Source organism: Lentzea flava, assembly GCF_014648475.1.
Taxonomy (GTDB): Bacteria; Actinomycetota; Actinomycetes; order Mycobacteriales; family Pseudonocardiaceae; genus Lentzea; species Lentzea flava.
In genome coordinates this window covers 1-15,924 of record NZ_BMRE01000096.1, presented here as the reverse complement: position 1 = coordinate 15,924, position 15,924 = coordinate 1, and the positions used below count along the sequence as shown (strand labels likewise).

Below are 15,924 nucleotides of genomic sequence, written 5' to 3'. Positions count from 1 at the left end.
CATCCACCACGCCACCAAGATCAACAAGGCGCCGAGGTTGACTTAGGAAACTCACAGGTACGCCCTTCTCGCTCGTAGCTCGACGAGCGTGGTGTCGCTGGTGCCGGTGCCCTCGACGAGCACCTGCACACCACGGTCGTGTGCCGATGTCACCGCCTGAGGCGTGAGCGCCAGCAACCGCGAGCCGGAGCCGGGGCCACCGGTGACGACGCGTCCGGTCGCGTTCGCCTCGGTGCCGTCGAACGACACCGACGGCGCTTCGTGCGCGTCCATCCGTCCGCAGTGCACCCGCAGCGCCCGCCCGGCGGCGAGCGTGCCGGGGTAGCCGAGCCATCCACCGGTGGCGGTGTCGGTGATCCGCAGATCGGTGATGGGGCCGGTGATCCGCAGGACGGCGTCGACGACGGGCGCGGTCGCTCCGTCGAGCACGTCAACGCGCTGAACTGCGCCGATCGTGCGCGTGGACCAGGCGGACGGCGTCGAATCGCGCCAGAACACGCCGGGCACGCGCAGCACCACGGCGAGCCGGGCACGGGCGGCGCCGATCCACACCTGCGGTTCGGACGCCGAGATCACCGCGGCCTCGGCGGCGACCTCGCCGACGCCGGGCGCCGCCCGGTACCGGACGTCGAGCAGCCGGTGCCGCACACCGAACAGCGCGTACAACGCTTGCAGGTTGGCGTCGAGCCCGGCGGCGCCACGGTCGACGCCGTCCGGGCCGACACCCCGCACACCGAGTTGCAGGCCGATCGTGGTCGCCTCGACGTCCTCACCGACCATCGGCAGGACACCAGCGCGACCGGGCACGGCGACGGACGCGGCCCGCACGCCGGGCAACGGCCGGACCTGCGTCCCGGTGAGCAACTTCCAGCACCCGGCGGGGTGATCGAGCGGAACGCCGTCCACTGTGTACGTCGCCTGGTCAGATCACCCCCAGCGCGCCCGCGTACTGCAACGACCGGTTGACCGTCGTCGAGGTCGGTTCGGCCTGCGGGTAGTGGTTGGTCACGTGCACCACCGGACCAGCGGCACGCCGGACGTCGAACGGGTCCAGCGAGCCCGAGCCCGGACCGCCCGGCGTGGCGAGCCGAGGCGCCGGAATGACCACCTTAGGAATCGGCGGAAGTGCCGCCATGTCAAGGAAAGCACGGTCTACCGCACCCGACATGCGAGCCAGGCCGTTGACGAGTCCTTCGCCGACGTGCACGCCTGCCTCGGCGGCGAGGCGCGACGGTGAGCGGATGCCGAAGAAGTCCAGCACGGAGCCCCACGCCGCTTTGACCATCCCCGAGCAGCTTGTCGCGGATGGCGCCCGCCATCGACGAGAAGCCATTGAGCAGGCCTCGGATGATGTTCATGCCGGTGTCGTGCAGCAGACGGCCGAGGTCGCCGAGCGCGCCGAGGATGCGCTGCGGGATGCCCCGCAGCCAGTCGACCGCCTCGGACCACTTCTGAACGATCCAGTCTTTGACCTGCCCGAACCAGGCGCCCACCTTGGCGGGCAGCGAGCCGAGCCAGCCGACCGCGTCGAGCACCCACTGCACCGCGAGCCGGACTCCGGCAACGATGGTGTCCCAGTGCTTGATGATCAGGCCCGGTAGCGACCAGTTCAGGAACAGCCAGAGCAGGAAGTCGACGGCCGCCTTCACCGCGTTGACGATCCACTCCCACGCCGTGCGTCCGGCCTGTACCAGCCAGTCCCACGCGGCGCCGACGGCCGCAACGATGGTGTCCCAGTTGGACACGATCAGCACGACCAGCGCCACCGTAGCCGCGATCAGCAGCGCCCACGGGTTCATCATCGTGAGGACGTTCAGCACGCGGACGGCGACCGCGACGATCTGAAACGCTTGTGCCGCAGCGTAAAGCCCGAGCGCGAGCGGCCCGAGCCACGTCATGTTGTCCGAGAGGAACGTCGCCAAGTCCAGCAGCAGAGGCCCGGCGACGAGCAGGGCAGCGGTCAGTACAGAACCGACCTGTGTCGCGAGTTGCGCGAAACCGGGTGTCAGCGCGACGACCACCGGGGCGAGCTGCCGGAGCGCGGTCAGCACCACGCCGGTGACGACGCCCGAGACGGTGCCGAGCAGCGACGCGAGCGAGGCGAGCGCCTGCTGTCCCTCGAACGACTCCAGGAATCCGCGCACCATGCCCGTGACCCGCGTCAGCGTGTCGAGCAGGCTCGCCCCGCCGGAGTCCAACGCGCCGTAGACCGCGCGCACGATCCCGAACAGGTTCCCGAACACGTCGCCGAGCTGCTCCAGCGTGGACAGACCGCCGGCGATCCACTCGCCGAGCCGCCCGCTTTCCCTTGCTGCGCTTACGAATTCGGCGGCTGACTGCGCGGCCGAGCCGAACCCGTCGGTCATGCCGGGCAGGAATGTCGTACCGACGGCGACCAGGTCGAGCAGGATCGACACGAGCGGCTGAACCACGGTCGTGGTGTTGCCTATCGACGTCCGGACCTGCCCGAAGATCCCCGAGACGGTCTGAACCTGGTTGGCCTCGGCGAGGAACCCGGCCGTGCCGCGCGCGGCGGTGTTGAACTCCGCGGTGATCCCCGAGAGACCGGTTTTCAGCACGGGCAGGTAGCCGCTCCCGAGCGCGCGCATGTCGTCGGCGAGCCCGGCGAACAGGTTCTGTTGCGTCTCTTGCTTGACGGCCTTCCACGCCGGAGCGAGGTCCCGCACGGCGAGTGCGGTCGAGCGCGCGGCGGGCGAGAGCTTGCCGAGGCTCTCGGCGAACTTCTCCGGGTCGTCCGTCGACGACATCGCGTCGCCGAACCCGGACATGCCGACCTTGGCGGCCAACATGCCGACACCGACCGCGACACCGACGGCGGGCAGCAGCGCCAGGGCGCCGCCGAGCGAGGCCACGATCGGCACGACCCCGTGCACGACCGACGACGCGGTCGCGACGTTCGACATGGACAGCGCGAGGCGCCCGAACGAGGCGCCCGCCTGGTTGCCGACGTCACGGACCTTGTCGGCGTACTCGCGCAGCTTGCCGAGCCCGGCGCCGAACCCCTTGCCCGAGGCCTCGCCCTCGGCGACGAACCGCCCGCGTAGGTCCCGCAGGCGGCCGTCGGCGTCGCGGCTGAACTTGTCGAGCTCACCTCGACCGCGAGCGAGACCTCGGCTCCACCCGCTGTTGTCGATCCGGAGGAACCCGACCAACTCGCCGATAGTCAACGCCACGGGGCATCACCCCCGGCGCACTGGACGGGCGCCTACCGGCGGCGCGGGTGGTGTTCCGGGGGAGCGAACGCGCGGGCGAGCCTCGACTCGCACGAGAGCAGCCCGGCGACACGGACCCGCAGCCACCGCCACGACCGGGCGGCGAGAATGCCCGACTCGACGTCGACGCCGTAGACCTGGTGCAGGTCAGCCTCGACGAGTTGCCAGCGTTCTAGGACTTCCGTCCACGTGTGCCCGTCGCCGTCGCCCTGGTCGACCGGGTCCGGGTCGTACCACTCGCGGAGCCCTGTCGCCGGGTCGATCGGTCCGCCGCTCGACGCGTCTCCCGATTCCCGGCCGTCTGGTTTGGGGAGCCTGCCGCGTTCCAGTACGCCTCTGCGGTCTCCCGGTTAAACGCCGCATCGAGCCACGCCGTCATGCCCGCGACCTTGAGCACAGGCCACGGCACCCGGTCGGCGAGCATCTCCTCGTAGACCGGACCGAGCGCCCGCCGGAACAGGTCGGCCTCTTCGTCGTCGTCGAGCGCGACCGCGTTCGGGTCGAACGGCTCGCCCGCCTCGGCGGCTTTCGCGGCCTGTGCCGCCACGGCGGCGAGCCGCTGAAATCGCAGACCGGTCTCGGCGTCGACGGGCGGCACGACGTAGGTCTTTCCCTTGTAGGGCAACGACAGATCAGCGTCGAGCACCTCGGACAGATCAACGAACGCCATCAGGCGACCTCCTTGCCTGTCTCGGCGACGCTCGCGCCCGCCGGAGTGGTTGCGGGGTTGGGGATCTCGGTCGGGGCGCCCTGGCCGTTCAGGGTGAAGTTGAACGGCTCAAGGTCCGTCTTCCCGCCACCCTTGGTGAACCCGGACACCGTCGACACACCCTCGTAGGCGTCGGGTGATCCGTCCTTGCGATACCAGCGAACCCGCACGTGCGCGGCGAACCCGACGATGCGCGCGGCCTTGCGGATCGCTTCCTGTCCGGGGTCCGGGGTGAACGCCTGCGCGTCGGTGCGCTTGCGCTTGCCCTCGGCCTCGATCGACCAGGTCCGTTGCGTGACAACGGAACTACCCCACCCGTCATCGTCGAACGAGCCATCGTCTTCGGTGTTGTCGTCGGTCGTCTCGGTGAAGCTCGTCAGACCACCGATTCGTGTCCACTGTGGGGCGGTTGCGCCGGCGGTACGGGTGTCGACCTGAAGCGTCCAATCCTTTGCCAGCAAAGAACGTAGAGCCACTAGGCGGGGCCTCCTAGCTGCGGTGTCGTGTGGGCCTGTGGGCGGTGAGTTGGTAGGTGTCGGCGTGCTCGTAGCGGCCGGACTGGTCGCGGCTCATCGGCACCGACGATGTGCGCACGACGAGGTGGACCAGGGCGCCGCCGAGGTCGAGGTGCGTCGCGCCGTGCAGCTCGTCGAACACGTCGTCGAGCCGGTCGAGCACCTCGCGCGGGTCCGCTCCGCCGCTGCGGGCGCGGACTTGGAGGCCGAGCACGCTGTCGGCCTGGTCGACGTCGTCGGCCAGCGGATAGAGGGAGAGCACCAGGACACGCGCCGGTGCGGCGGGCACGGTGCCGATGACGATGCCGACCTCGTCGTCGCGGTAGGCGCCGGTCGGGCGGTAGACGGCGATGCCCGCGGCCGCGAGGTGCTCGGCGAGCCCGTGCGCGAGGGTGCGTGTCCAGCTCACGTGCCGAGCGCCTTGCGTATCTGCGCCTGCACCAGGCGGGCGACGAGGTCGGCCTCGGATACGAGCGCGCGTTCGAGGTACTTCGGTCCGCCGGTGCGGTGGTGGTAGTCGAGTTCCTCGTGCTGCCTTGCCGCGTAAGGGGTGTCGTAGGAAACGGCGGCGGTGAGCGCGTCGGGGTCGTGGCTCGCCGTCGCCGAGTTCCGCAGTGCCGCCGTGTCCAGCGGCGCCAGGTCCACCGACACCCCGCGCACGTGCTCGGCGCCGAGCGCCAGGCCGCGCGCGGCACCCTCGCGGGCCTGCTCGGTGACGGCCGCGCCGTTCCACCCAACGCGGACGGCGCCGTTCCTGCCGATTTCTACAGCCAATCGCACCTCCGCTTCAGCGGGATAGCGCTGGCAGGATTTTGGAAGAGCTAGTGCGTGCCGTTCCCTCTGCTCAGGAGTGCCTCAAAAACAGAGGATCGCTCGGAAATTACAGGCGAAATCTGCCAAGTTCGATAACTTTTTCCGCCGTTACCTTTACTGTCTCTGAACCCCTTGAGGTATCGGACCGAGATCCAACGTTCTACGTTGGTTACCGTTGCCGGGTGCCACTCGCCGTTTTCCCAAGCCCACACCGGTGTTTCGTTGTGGTAGTAGTTACCGGGAAGGTACATGCCCGAACTTCTGTACCTTTCGGCCGGTGCATACGGCTCGACGGCGAAGGCGTCCCAGCTGGGATCATGTCCGATCAGGTGGACGTCATCGGGTGAACGCTCATCAAACGTCGGGAATCCTGCGAAGAAATAGCGGTGTCGCCAGTAGATTTCACCAAATGAAGGACGATTTATCGCCACCTTGACCGCAAACCTATTGGACTCGTCCGGTGGCGGAATTGGGTTCCGGTACTCCTCGGGGCTTTCGAGATAGTTCTCGTATCGGTACCGTTCGTTTTCATATGCTGGTGTCTCGACATGGCCAACTACGCGACCGGGAACCCACACGTTGCCGTGCCATCGTACGCTCACGATGTCGCCGAACTTGAAGTAGTCGACACTCAAAGGGGTCATTCTTCGGTCCAATTCTAGTGCGAGTTGCGAATCTTTACTTCGGCTACGCGAAGAGCAACGCAGACACTAGACCGACCATGACGTTACACCCCACTGTCGGATTATCACCCCTCCCCCTCCCCCTGCCCCTGTCTGATGGCAGAGGAGAGCATCAGGAGAGAGCGACCTCGATGTGCGACCAGCTCGACGGGTGGTCGAACAGGCTCGCGGTGATCACGCGTCCGGTGCGTTCGAGCGATGTTCCTTGCCAGACAGTGACTTTTGAGCCGACCGGGATGCACACGTGCGGCCGAGCGCGCACGGTGGACTCGCTCACGAGTTCCTCTCCGGACTGGTTGCGGACCAGGCGGCGCCGGTCCTCGACGAACACCTCGCGCACGACGACCGGGTCGCCCCACACGTCGCCGTAGGGACCGATGCCGAGGTACGGGCGCACGGTGATGGTGTGCGGCAACAGCACCGCGGGGATCTGCACGCATCACCCCCGGCTACCTGCGTTACTGCGGCTTGCCGTAGCCGGTGACCCACCGGTCAGGGGCGAGCGGGTACTGCGCGAGGAGCCCGGCCGTGGTGAGGATGCGGACCGCGTTCGGGGCGATGTCCGACGGCACGGCGGGGTCGGCGCGCTTGAGCCGCACGGTGCCGATCTGCGACTCGCTGTACTGTCCGGCGGCGCCGACGGGGTCGCCGGTCTCGTGCCACCACTCCACGACGGCGCAGGTTGCCCGGCGCAGTGCGTCGCGTTCCTCGGCGCCGGTCGGGTAGCGCTGCGCGTCGACCTCGTACACGGCGGCGAGCAGATGGGAGTCGACCAGCTCCGAGGCACGGGCGAGGCGGCGCGGCGAGTCGTCGGTGACGACGTGGGCGCCTGCGTAGTCGCGCAGTTCGTCCACCGTGGCGTACACGCGCACCGTGTCTACGCCTCGGCGTCGGGGTCGTTGAGCAGCCGGGCGAGGTCGTCGCGCGAGAGGCTCTCGGCGTCCTCGCGGCTGTAGCCGCGCGTCAGGGCATAGGTGACCCATTCGGACTTGCGGGCGCTGCGCGCCGGTTTCGCCGGGGGCAGGGTGCCCTCGACGGACTCGACGGGCTCCCACACCTGCGGCAGCCCGTCGAGCCGGTCGGCCATCCACGAGCCCGGCTCGGGCACGTGCACCTCACCGGTGCGGCGGTTGCGGTAGGACAGCATCAGGCGCCCGCCTTGCGCTTGATCAGAACGGCACGCTTCGGGTCCAGGGTCTTGACGCCCATCAGCGCGTCAATGCTGACAACGTCCTGCTTCTTGCTCATGTCGTAGCCGTAGATCACCCGCAGGCCAAGGCCCTTGTAGTTCACGACGGCGCCCTGCCCGGCGCCGATGCCTCGCGGCAGCGCCAGAGTGCGGGTTGCCAGGGCGAACGCCTCACGCCGGAACGCGACGCTGACGTCGTCCTTGACGTTCTGGCTCATGTAGTTGTCGAAACCACGTTTGCGGCCGATCGAGGCCTCGCGCAGCGCGGTCCCGTCGTCGCCGACCTGCTGCGCCTGAACAAACAGCGGGTCCTTTTGGAACAGTGCCGTCAACGTCGGGCTTTCCACCGCCCGGCGCTCGGCCGTCGGCACGTTCGCGCTGTTGAGGACCAGCCCGGCGTCCACCAGCACATCCGACGGGTTCGGGGCCGCCGGGTTGTACTCGACGGTCTGCGTGATGTCGGCGCGCAGGCCGAGCACGAGCCGGTCGGCGTACTGCGCAATGGCCTCCATCGCGGGTGCGAGGAACTGCTCGCGGAAGTCGGTAATGCGCATCGTCCAGTCCTCGGACGTGACCGCGAACGACACGTCGGGGACCTTGTCCAGGGTGAGCGTGGTCGAGCCCTCGCGGGCCTCCTGCAACTGGATTCCGGTCTGCCGGTTGAACTCGTTGACCTGGAAGACGGCGGGCTTGCGGATCGTGATCGTGTCGCCGCTGTTGCCCGTGAAGTCGCCTTCGTAGTCGCGGTGCACGAGCCCGGCCATGACGGTCTGTTCGTACAGGGTCGCGATCGCTTCGCGGGCGATCACGTCCACGGTGAGAAGCTGGTTGGGCAAGGTCAGTTACCCCTCTTCCGGGTGCGCTTGATGTAGTCCTCGACTGACAGCGAGCCGAGGTCGTCGGAGGTGGTCGGCGAGCCGCCGGTGATCTCTCCGCCGCTGCGCTGCGGAGCGGCCGGAGTTGTTGCGAGCCTTGGGTTTGCCTTCACCGCGTCGGCGATGGCGGCGGCGACCTGCTCGCCGAACTTCGCGTCGGCGGGGTCGAGGTCGGCGACGCGGCGCCGGAACGCGGTCGAGTCGAGCAGCGCGTCGGGGTCGGCGTTCGCTGCGGGTGCGGCCCGGAACACGGCCAGGTCGACCGCGCGCTCGCGCGCTTCGGTCTGCGCCGTGGTGAGCTGCTCGGTGACCTGCTCGACGGTCGGCGGGGTGCCCGCGGTGCCGATGCCGAGCGCGGCGGCGATCTTGTCGACGACGCCCTGCTGCCCCTCGGCCTTGGCGCGCCACTCGGCAAGCTCGGCGCGCAGCGCGTCGACGTCGGGCGCGGTCTGCTCCGGCGGCGTGGTGGCCGAGCCGGTGCCATCATCGCCGGGTGGCGTGGTGGTGGTCGGGGCGCCGGTGGACTCCGGCGCCGTCTCGGTCGGGGCACCCTCGCCGGTCTCGGCGGAGACGGGTGCGGACATGGGCAGACCTCCTAGGCCAGCGATGGGGAAGGGAGCGGGGCGCCAGGTCGAGCGGCGGGCGCACCACATGTCGTTGTGGAGGGCGGTCGCGGCGGCTAGGCCGCGTAGTCGACGGGGAACGCGGCGGTGACTCGCCGGAACCCGGCCCGCCACGCGATAGCGAGCGATCGAGCGGGAGCTCGAGTTGCTCCCTCGGCCGTCCGGTACGGGTTCGCGGCCGGTTGCCGTTGCTCGGCGGCGAGCCGTCCGGCGGCGTAGGCGGCGAGGACATCGGCGGAGCGGGTCACTGCAACCAGTTCTCCCCGCCGGTGCGGCGCCCGGCCTCGCGGGCGATGGCGGCCCGGCCGAGCAGCCACGCGGCGTACTCGTCGAAGGACATGCGGCCGTGTTCGTCCCACCAGCCGAGCAGCTCGTCGGATGCCCACTTGCGCGCGCGGCCAACGGGTCCGGTGAACAGCTCGCGCGCGTCGACGCCTGCGGCCTCGCCCGCGTTGTTGAGCAGGTAGCCGTTGGTGTCTTCCTCGGCCTGCCAGAACTGTTCTGCGACGTAGTCGCGATACGCGGCACGGGCTAACTCGTCGAACCCGCGACCGGTGTAGCCGTCGGCCCGTAGTCGCCTGATGGCGTCCTCGCGCTGCAACTTCTCGACCGTTGTGCCGGTGGCCTGCGCCCACGCATGTTCGTCGTCTATGCCGTCGGCGACAAGGCGTTCGTACTCGGCGAGCTGCTCGGCGCGGCGTTGCTCGCGCTGCTGCTCGCGTCGTTCCCGGTCGCGTTCGCGGCGGGCCTCGGCGGCGTCGGCCTCGGCCTGGCGGCGGTCCATCTCGTTGAGTACCGCGTCGACGGCCGTCTCGTCGTCGGCGACCTCGGCGAGCCGGGCGTCGAGGTCGTCGTCGGTGAGCGCGGCCAGTTCGGCGGCGAGCTGCTCGCGCGCCTGCTGCTCGGCCTGCTCGGCGGCGAGGCGTTCCTGCTCGCGTCGCCGTGCCTGCTCGGCCGCGACGGCGTCGAGCCGCGCCTGCTCGACGGTGCCCTCGACGACGTGCTCGTCGACGGCCTTGCGGCGGGCACGAGCTTTGCCCGCGGTGCCGTGGCCGAGGTTGGTCTGCTCGCGGTAGCGCTTGCGGTTCAACCCGGTGGTGGCGACGTGCTCGCGGATCTCGGCTTGCAGCTCGCGCATACGGGCCTGTGCTTTACGGGCGTCGGTGTCGTCGAGCGCGCCGGACTCCTTGCGCTTCTCGCGCCGTACCTTGCGTTCCAGCTCGCGCAGGTGCTCGCGTTCGTCCTCGGCGGCGTGGTCGTGCTCGGCCGGTTCGGCGAGCCGGGTCACGCCGGGGATGTACGGGAGCAGCGTGTGCCGACAGTTGGGGTGGAACAGCCCGGCGGCGCGGGCCTGCTCCACGGTGGCGGCGACGTCGACCTCGACGGGCTCGCCGGTGAGTCCGTTCTCGACGGTGCGCGGGCCTGCGTCGCCGGCCCTGGCGAGGATTTTTCCTTGCCACACGGAGCACAGCGCGCACCCGTCGGTGGTGTTGGAGACGGTGACCAGCTCGACGCCGAGCTGCTCCATGCGCGCGAGATGCCCGTCGTTCCACGCCCTCGCACACGCCGTCCGGGTCGCCATCTCGACGTAGCTCGCCAGGTTCCACGACCGCCCGGACCGGTCAACGAACCCGGTCACGCCCTGCGAGACCAGCCGATCCCAGGCGGAGCGCTGCGCCGAGCGGGTCGTCGCCATGCCGAGCAACTGCAATGGCGCCGCTGCGGCTACCGCGACTTGGTAGGCGTCCTGCGCCCACCGCAGCACCCGCAGATACAGGGCGTCGAGCCTCGACGTCAGGTCGGCCGCGAGCAGCGCGGCGGCGTCCATGCCGGGGATCACGTCGCGCAGCGCGGCGAGCTGGGAGCGGTCGAGCGCCCCGGCGTCGGCGAGCTGCGCGAGGCCTGCGGCGGCCCCGGCCTGCCAAGCGGCGAGCACCGCCTCGGCGGCGGCCGAGCCGGTCTCGGCGCGTAGCTGGGTGAGCATCCGCTCGACTGCGAGTCGGACCTCGCGCACCGCCGATGCCTTCTGCGTGGCCCACTCCGGGACGTCGTTCCCGAGGCGGGCCCGGCGGGCGATGTCGGCGAGCAGCCGCGCCTCGGCCTCGGTGAACACAGCGAGGATGTCGCGGGCGAGCTGCTCGACGATGTCGCGCGGGTCATCGTCAGGCGACGGTTCCCAGGCCATCAGCGCCCCCGTCCTGCGGGCCACGCCAGGTGGCGGGGTCGGGAACGTTGCGGCCGGTTTCGGCGAAGATCCGGGCGACCTCGGCGTCGACCTGGTCGTCGTCCCAGTCGGGGTGCACGATCCGCACCCGCACGTCGGTCGAGGCGGCCTCGGCGGCGAGCAACGCCTGCGCGGTGCGCGCGAGGTCGCCGACGTCGGCCTGCGCCTGGTCGCCGAAGCTCACGACCGGGTCCTCGTCCAGGGCGACGCCGGGCGTGCCGAACACGTGCCGGTCGACGTCGAGCAAGGCCGCGGTGATCGGCGCGAGCGCGGCGGACCAGTAACGCGACTTCTTGTCGCGGGTGGTCTCCGACAACTCCCTGCGGTCGACGACCTCGGTCGCGGTGACCCCGGTGGCGCGGCCGTTGGTCTCGCCGAAGCTGGACGGCGCGTACCCGGCGGCCCGCAAGATGTCGTGCGTGATCTGCTCGGCCGTGGCCTTGTGCTCGGCGACCCTGATCTCGAACTGCGTCGCCGTGATCGGCTTGGACTCGCTGCGACCGGTGAGCATGTTCAGCTCGGTGAACACCTCTTGGTCGTCGTCGAACATCGCGCCCTGACCGGGGCCGAGCGGTTGCAGGAACCCGGCGGGCACGATCAGCCGCGCGCGGGCGAGCCGGACGTCGCGGACCCATGACGAGTACACCTCGTCGAGCACGTCGAGCAGCGGCTCGACGCCGTCGAAATCGCTGCGCCCCAACGGACGCAGCGCGGGCACCGATCGCCACTCGCGCGACGGCCGGATGTTCGGGCCAGTACGTCACGGTCAGCCGACGGGTACCGGTCTCGATCGCCCCGTCGGCGTCGACCAGCTCGGCGGCCCACGCCGTCGACGGGTGCTCGGTGAGCGGGATTGCGCGGCCGAGCTCATCCTCGGTCCCGAGGTGCAGCGCGTGCACGATGCGGCCCGCTTCGTGGCGTTCGAGGTGCCGCAGCACCCCGGCGCCGTCGGAGTGCGCGACGGTCTGCCAGAACGTGACCGCGTGCAGCGTCTTCCAACGCCACTCGGGCACGGCGGCGTCGGCGTCGACCGCGTCGAGCATCGCGTGCGGGCGAACGTCGCCGTCCCACACCACCCGCAGGTACGCACCGCCGAGCGCGGCGGCGACCTCGGCGGCCTCCAGGAGCGCGCTGTGTGTCTGCGGGGTGTTGATGATCTGGTCGAGCCGCGTCTGCGCGCTGGAGTTCTCGACACGCACGCGCGGCGGCTCGGCGAACAGCAGGTCGGACGACATGGTTGCCAGGTCCGAGGCGAGCGGGATGTGCACGCGGGTCCGTTGCTGTCCCCGCGGTGAGACCGGGCGCCCCCAGAAGAAGCGGCTCACCGCGCCGACCAGACCACCCCGGTACTGCGACGGGCGCGAGTGGACAACCGGGCCGTTGCCGTAGAGCGCGGCGAGGTCCTCGGCCTTGCCCACGTACCAGGCGTTCCACTCGCGCATCTTGCTCGCGGCGATGTCGAACGGCTTCGGGGGCCACTGGTCGCGCATGGCGTGACCTCCTGTCGTAGGTCACGCGGCGAGCGCAAGCGTTGCGCGCCAAAGGTTTTCCGTTGTGGTGATGGCGTAGCGCCCGGCGTCGAGCGAGTGGTCGGCGACCTTCACCGGTTGGTCCACGCCCTTGGCGGTCGCCTTGTCGTCCCACGCGTAACCGGGCGCCTCGGCGACGAACCCGGTGCACCGGTCGGCGACCCGCAGCCGCTTCTCGGCGAGCAGGCTCGACACGACGCGGATGCCGTACGCGACGTCGTTGTCGGCTGCGGCCGTGGTGACGCCGTCGTTGTGGAGCTGCACCCTGAAGGATGCCGCCGCCGGGTCGGCGACGATCCACTGCGGACGCAGCACGTTCGGGCGTGGCAGGTGCGGCACCGTGAGCCAGTCGCGCAGCCCGGCGGAGAGTTGCGCGTCGGTGAGCCGTACCCGCGCGTGCGCGGGGTCGTGGCGCCACTCGTCGACCAGGTACAGCCGGTCGTCGACGCCCTCGCCGAGCAGGATCGCCGACGTCGGGTTCGTGGTGCCGTAGTCGATCCCGACGGCGAGCAGCCGCGCCATGTCTGGCAGCTCGGCCCACGGCACGACGTGCTCGGCGGGGTCCCACATGTCGAACACGGCGCCCTCGGCCGCGACCCACTCGCCCTTGACGAACCGCCGGAACCACAGGCCCGTGTACTCGCGACGGATCGAGTCCTTGTAGGACTCGGTCAGCGCCGGGTTGTCGTCGAGTGTGAAGGCGAACGAACGCCAGTCGGGCAGCTCAGAGAGCCTGTCGAGGTAGCGGCGCCGCACCCAGTGGGCCGGCGAGTCGGGGTTCGTCGTCGCGAAAAGCTGCGCGCCGGGGACGCTCATCCGACCGAGCAACTGCACGAAAAACTCTTCTGCGATAACGGTCAGCTCGTCGACGTAGGCGCCGCAGCACGTCAGACCGCGCAGCACCTTCTCGGCTTTCGAGTCGCTCGCGCCGAGCACGTACACGACACGGTCGAGGATGCGCGCGGTAGGCGCCCCCGGCGTGTAGTGCACAAGGTCGGCGATCGGCCCGAACAGTGACGGGTCTTGTAGTGGCGCGAAGACGTTGCGCGCTACTGAGTCCCGCGTGCGGCCGACGACCACGAGCTGACCACCACGCGGTGCGTTCGCGACGTAGATCAACCAGCGCAACAGGCTCGCGATGGTCTTGCCGCTGCGGATGGCCCCGGACCAGATCGACACGCGCGTCGTCGACTCGCGCAGCGATTCGAGCTGCCTCGGCGACAGCGGAAGATCATTCATCGACAGCCGTGGTGGTGGCGATGCCGAGCGCGACGGCGAGCCCGGTCAACATGGACTTAGCGCCCTCGCTGCCCTTCTCGGCGTCGATCGCTTCGAGCCGGGCGGCGGCGCCGAGGTGCGTCGACAGCGCGCTCGCGAGTGACTTCTCGTCCTGCGCGGGCACGTGGTCGAGCACCTTGGTTTCGATGCCGTGCACCGTGGTCGCCGTGAACTTGTAGCCCGGCGACTCCAGGCGGGCGAGCACCTGCTCGGCGCGGCCGTAGAGCCTGCTGGTGATCTCGGCGCGGCGGGCACGGTTGTCGGTCTGCCGAGCCTGCGTCGCGGCGGCCGTCTTGCTGCTGTCGAACGACAGCCCCAACTCGCGGGCGATCACGGTCACCGTCGACGCCGAGCGCCCGGTTACACGGGCGATGTCGTTGCGGCTCTTGCCCTCGGCGTGCAGCTCGCGCACGCGGTCGCGGTCGGCGTCGGCGACCTGGTTGCGCGGCAAGGGAAATCACCTCGCCTGCGTCCAGACATGCGACGGCCCCGAGACCGGGGGAGGTGGGTCTCGGGGCCGTGTGCCGGGGGGGATGGGCACAGTTCACCCGCTGCGGTTTCGCAGTTTATGCACACGAGGGCTCGGCGCGGGTGACACGCGACCGCGTCGGGGTCGCGAGCGCGACGTCGATCACCTCGCCGACCAGGTACCGGGTTCGGCCCTGCGCGTCCGGCGGACGTCGCGTGAGCTTCCCGGTACGTGCCCAGGTGCGCAGCGAGTTCGCCGACAGCTCGCGGCCGAGCAGCCTCGGCAACGCGCGGGCGATCTCGGCGGCAGTGCCGAGGTGCCCGCGTGCGGCGTCGAGCAGCGCGGCCCGTCGCGCCTCGACCTCGTGCCGGGCCTCGCACTCGCGACACCGGACCAGCTCACGGTCTGGGCGCGCGTAGAGGTCGGTCCCGCAGTCCGGGCAGGGTCCGCAGTACGTGCGGGCCGGAGGAAGGTCGACCGCCCGGCGCACGCGCTCGACGGCGTCGGCGATCTCGTCGACCAGCTCGCCGCCCGCCGGGTGGTACTCGATCCACGACGGGTGGCGCCGCAACCAGGCGGCCATCTCCGCGAGGGTGTCGTCGAGGTCCAGCGGGTCCAGCTCGGTCGTCCTGACGTTGGCCGCGGTGATGACCACCCGGCGCGGCCCGTGCGTCTCCCACAGCTCACGAACCCAGGTCGACAGCACCGACCGCAGGTCGCGGCCGACCTCGGCGGCGCCGTCGTTGTAGGGCAGCCCTACCTCGGCATTGCGGGAGCCGACGGGCATCCCGGTTCGCGTCTGGCGGGCGATCGTGGTGTCGAGTTCCTCGGCGAGGTCGGCCACGTCGGCGAGGTCGCCGTCGAGCCTGCCGAGGCACAGCCCGCACACGTAGACGTCGAGGTCGGTCGGGTTGCTGCACGGGGGCGATGAACAAGGGATCACGAGCCAACCGTGCGCCCGAGATGTCACCAATCAACGAGCAGCCTGTGACGTGCAGCACATAATCGGCGGGGATTGGTCTAGGTGTGTGGGTGCAGGAGAGAGCAGGAGGCCCACCCAGGTGGGCGGAGCTGTAATCGGTGGTCTGGACGTTGCTTCCCCGGATCGGGGTGCCGCGTTGCGGACTCGATGGTTAATCGCCTTTAATGACACCTGTTGAACCCGTTGCCCATTCCTTTCCAGTCGGGGAACTGTCGTTTCCGGCATGAGCGCCTGAGAGTCGGGATGCTGTAGGCGGAAGCGGGAAAGGGTCATCGTGGTTCGACGTAAAGGGGTACCGCCTGACGAGGTGCGCGAGCGAATCGCCGGCCTGCTGGAGTGGGGCGCTCTCGGGGTGGATGCGGTTGGGATAGCCGCTGACCTCGGAGGATGGAGCGGTCTCGCAACAGGTACGAGACCGCTCGCTGGGGCACTTCGCATAGCTGCTCGCAGGCTGCGCGGCGGAAGGTAACCCCTTGGCGGCGGCCTGCCGGTGACGTGTGGTCTGAACACACGTGGCGGGCCGTCGCCCCCAACGCGCGACGTGCTGATCGCACCATCGCACTACCACACTATGACACTCTGCGTGCGCGAACAACTTCGGACATTTTTTCGGACGCAAAAACGGACGGCAAAAACGGCCGTTTTTGTATGGGTCTGCGACCCATCTGCAAGTTCGGCTAGCTGCGCCTATCTCGCTAGATATAGAGATGAACCAGTTGTCGAACCGGAGGGCGACCCTACTGCCCAATGCCGCGTAGCTTAAGTTGATCTTGTTGTGTCCGGTTGGAGGAAGTAGAACCGG

The 15,924-nt window shown here is 69.8% G+C and carries 20 protein-coding genes; 1 reads left to right on the top strand and 19 read right to left on the bottom strand.

What is annotated here, in order from left to right; genetic code table 11:
• Window positions 1–51 precede the first annotated feature (51 nt).
• The 16 genes from IEZ09_RS44485 to IEZ09_RS47180 all read right to left on the bottom strand — a co-directional run bounded on the left by IEZ09_RS44485 (window position 52) and on the right by IEZ09_RS47180 (window position 11,582).
• Entirely contained in the window at window positions 52–864 is an 813-nt protein-coding gene (locus tag IEZ09_RS44485; RefSeq protein WP_229813513.1) for an immunoglobulin domain-containing protein, read from the bottom strand.
• A gap of 58 nt (window positions 865–922) precedes the next feature.
• Window positions 923–1,108, bottom strand: coding sequence for a hypothetical protein (locus IEZ09_RS44480; RefSeq protein ID WP_189259899.1), 186 nt, complete (start codon window positions 1,106–1,108; stop codon window positions 923–925).
• Window positions 1,109–1,136: 28 nt separating this feature from the next.
• A complete protein-coding gene (locus IEZ09_RS44475; protein WP_189259898.1) occupies window positions 1,137–3,194 on the bottom strand; it encodes a phage tail tape measure protein in 2,058 nt (685 codons plus the stop codon).
• Between the two features lie 211 nt (window positions 3,195–3,405).
• Window positions 3,406–3,903, bottom strand: coding sequence for a DUF7426 family protein (locus tag IEZ09_RS44470; RefSeq protein WP_189259897.1), 498 nt, complete (start codon window positions 3,901–3,903; stop codon window positions 3,406–3,408).
• Window positions 3,903–4,403 carry a phage tail tube protein gene (locus IEZ09_RS44465; RefSeq protein WP_189259896.1) on the bottom strand — a complete coding sequence of 167 codons (501 nt, stop codon included), beginning with the start codon at window positions 4,401–4,403 and terminating at the stop codon, window positions 3,903–3,905. The genes IEZ09_RS44470 and IEZ09_RS44465 overlap by 1 nt, the downstream gene beginning before the upstream one ends.
• A 28-nt stretch (window positions 4,404–4,431) precedes the next feature.
• Window positions 4,432–4,866, bottom strand: coding sequence for a minor capsid protein (locus IEZ09_RS44460; RefSeq protein ID WP_189259895.1), 435 nt, complete (start codon window positions 4,864–4,866; stop codon window positions 4,432–4,434).
• The gene (locus IEZ09_RS44455) at window positions 4,863–5,231 is read right to left on the bottom strand and encodes a minor capsid protein (RefSeq protein WP_229813512.1); all 369 of its coding nucleotides are present in this window, start codon (window positions 5,229–5,231) and stop codon (window positions 4,863–4,865) included. Before IEZ09_RS44455 ends, IEZ09_RS44460 begins: the two co-directional genes overlap by 4 nt.
• A 47-nt stretch (window positions 5,232–5,278) precedes the next feature.
• Window positions 5,279–5,905 (bottom strand): hypothetical protein, encoded by a 627-nt coding sequence (locus tag IEZ09_RS44450; RefSeq protein ID WP_189259894.1) that lies wholly within the window; start codon window positions 5,903–5,905, stop codon window positions 5,279–5,281.
• 160 nt (window positions 5,906–6,065) lie between these two features.
• Window positions 6,066–6,389, bottom strand: a complete 324-nt coding sequence (locus tag IEZ09_RS44445) for a hypothetical protein (protein WP_189259893.1) — start codon at window positions 6,387–6,389, stop codon at window positions 6,066–6,068.
• 22 nt (window positions 6,390–6,411) lie between these two features.
• Window positions 6,412–6,819, bottom strand: a complete 408-nt coding sequence (locus IEZ09_RS44440) for a hypothetical protein (RefSeq protein WP_189259892.1) — start codon at window positions 6,817–6,819, stop codon at window positions 6,412–6,414.
• A gap of 11 nt (window positions 6,820–6,830) precedes the next feature.
• The gene (locus IEZ09_RS44435) at window positions 6,831–7,100 is read right to left on the bottom strand and encodes a hypothetical protein (protein WP_189259891.1); all 270 of its coding nucleotides are present in this window, start codon (window positions 7,098–7,100) and stop codon (window positions 6,831–6,833) included.
• Window positions 7,100–7,978, bottom strand: a complete 879-nt coding sequence (locus tag IEZ09_RS44430) for a major capsid protein (RefSeq protein ID WP_189259890.1) — start codon at window positions 7,976–7,978, stop codon at window positions 7,100–7,102. The genes IEZ09_RS44435 and IEZ09_RS44430 overlap by 1 nt, the downstream gene beginning before the upstream one ends.
• A gap of 2 nt (window positions 7,979–7,980) precedes the next feature.
• Entirely contained in the window at window positions 7,981–8,601 is a 621-nt protein-coding gene (locus IEZ09_RS44425) for a hypothetical protein (RefSeq protein ID WP_189259889.1), read from the bottom strand.
• 95 nt (window positions 8,602–8,696) lie between these two features.
• Entirely contained in the window at window positions 8,697–8,888 is a 192-nt protein-coding gene (locus IEZ09_RS44420; RefSeq protein WP_189259888.1) for a hypothetical protein, read from the bottom strand.
• A complete protein-coding gene (locus IEZ09_RS44415) occupies window positions 8,885–10,825 on the bottom strand; it encodes a phage minor capsid protein (protein ID WP_189259887.1) in 1,941 nt (646 codons plus the stop codon). Before IEZ09_RS44415 ends, IEZ09_RS44420 begins: the two co-directional genes overlap by 4 nt.
• Window positions 10,803–11,582, bottom strand: a complete 780-nt coding sequence (locus IEZ09_RS47180) for a phage portal protein (RefSeq protein ID WP_229813511.1) — start codon at window positions 11,580–11,582, stop codon at window positions 10,803–10,805. Before IEZ09_RS47180 ends, IEZ09_RS44415 begins: the two co-directional genes overlap by 23 nt.
• A gap of 175 nt (window positions 11,583–11,757) precedes the next feature.
• Between IEZ09_RS47180 and IEZ09_RS47175 the strand changes: the two genes are divergently transcribed.
• Window positions 11,758–12,159: a hypothetical protein gene (locus tag IEZ09_RS47175; RefSeq protein WP_229813510.1), complete on the top strand. Its 402-nt coding sequence runs from the start codon at window positions 11,758–11,760 to the stop codon at window positions 12,157–12,159.
• A gap of 216 nt (window positions 12,160–12,375) precedes the next feature.
• Here IEZ09_RS47175 and IEZ09_RS44405 read toward each other — a convergent pair whose 3' ends face one another.
• The 3 genes from IEZ09_RS44405 to IEZ09_RS44395 form a co-directional block, all read right to left on the bottom strand.
• The gene (locus IEZ09_RS44405; RefSeq protein WP_189259886.1) at window positions 12,376–13,632 is read right to left on the bottom strand and encodes a PBSX family phage terminase large subunit; all 1,257 of its coding nucleotides are present in this window, start codon (window positions 13,630–13,632) and stop codon (window positions 12,376–12,378) included.
• The gene (locus tag IEZ09_RS44400; protein ID WP_229813509.1) at window positions 13,625–14,122 is read right to left on the bottom strand and encodes a helix-turn-helix domain-containing protein; all 498 of its coding nucleotides are present in this window, start codon (window positions 14,120–14,122) and stop codon (window positions 13,625–13,627) included. Before IEZ09_RS44400 ends, IEZ09_RS44405 begins: the two co-directional genes overlap by 8 nt.
• Before the next feature lie 115 nt (window positions 14,123–14,237).
• Window positions 14,238–15,083 (bottom strand): hypothetical protein, encoded by an 846-nt coding sequence (locus IEZ09_RS44395; protein WP_189259885.1) that lies wholly within the window; start codon window positions 15,081–15,083, stop codon window positions 14,238–14,240.
• Between the last annotated feature and the right edge of the window lie 841 nt (window positions 15,084–15,924).

Coding starts and splice junctions, on each gene's coding strand:
- IEZ09_RS44470 (WP_189259897.1), bottom strand. CDS start 3,903: ATGGCGTTCGTTGATCTGTCCGAGGTGCTCGACGCTGATCTGTCGTTG.
- IEZ09_RS44435 (WP_189259891.1), bottom strand. CDS start 7,100: ATGCTGTCCTACCGCAACCGCCGCACCGGTGAGGTGCACGTGCCCGAG.
- IEZ09_RS44425 (WP_189259889.1), bottom strand. CDS start 8,601: ATGTCCGCACCCGTCTCCGCCGAGACCGGCGAGGGTGCCCCGACCGAG.
- IEZ09_RS44415 (WP_189259887.1), bottom strand. CDS start 10,825: ATGGCCTGGGAACCGTCGCCTGACGATGACCCGCGCGACATCGTCGAG.
- IEZ09_RS44405 (WP_189259886.1), bottom strand. CDS start 13,632: ATGAATGATCTTCCGCTGTCGCCGAGGCAGCTCGAATCGCTGCGCGAG.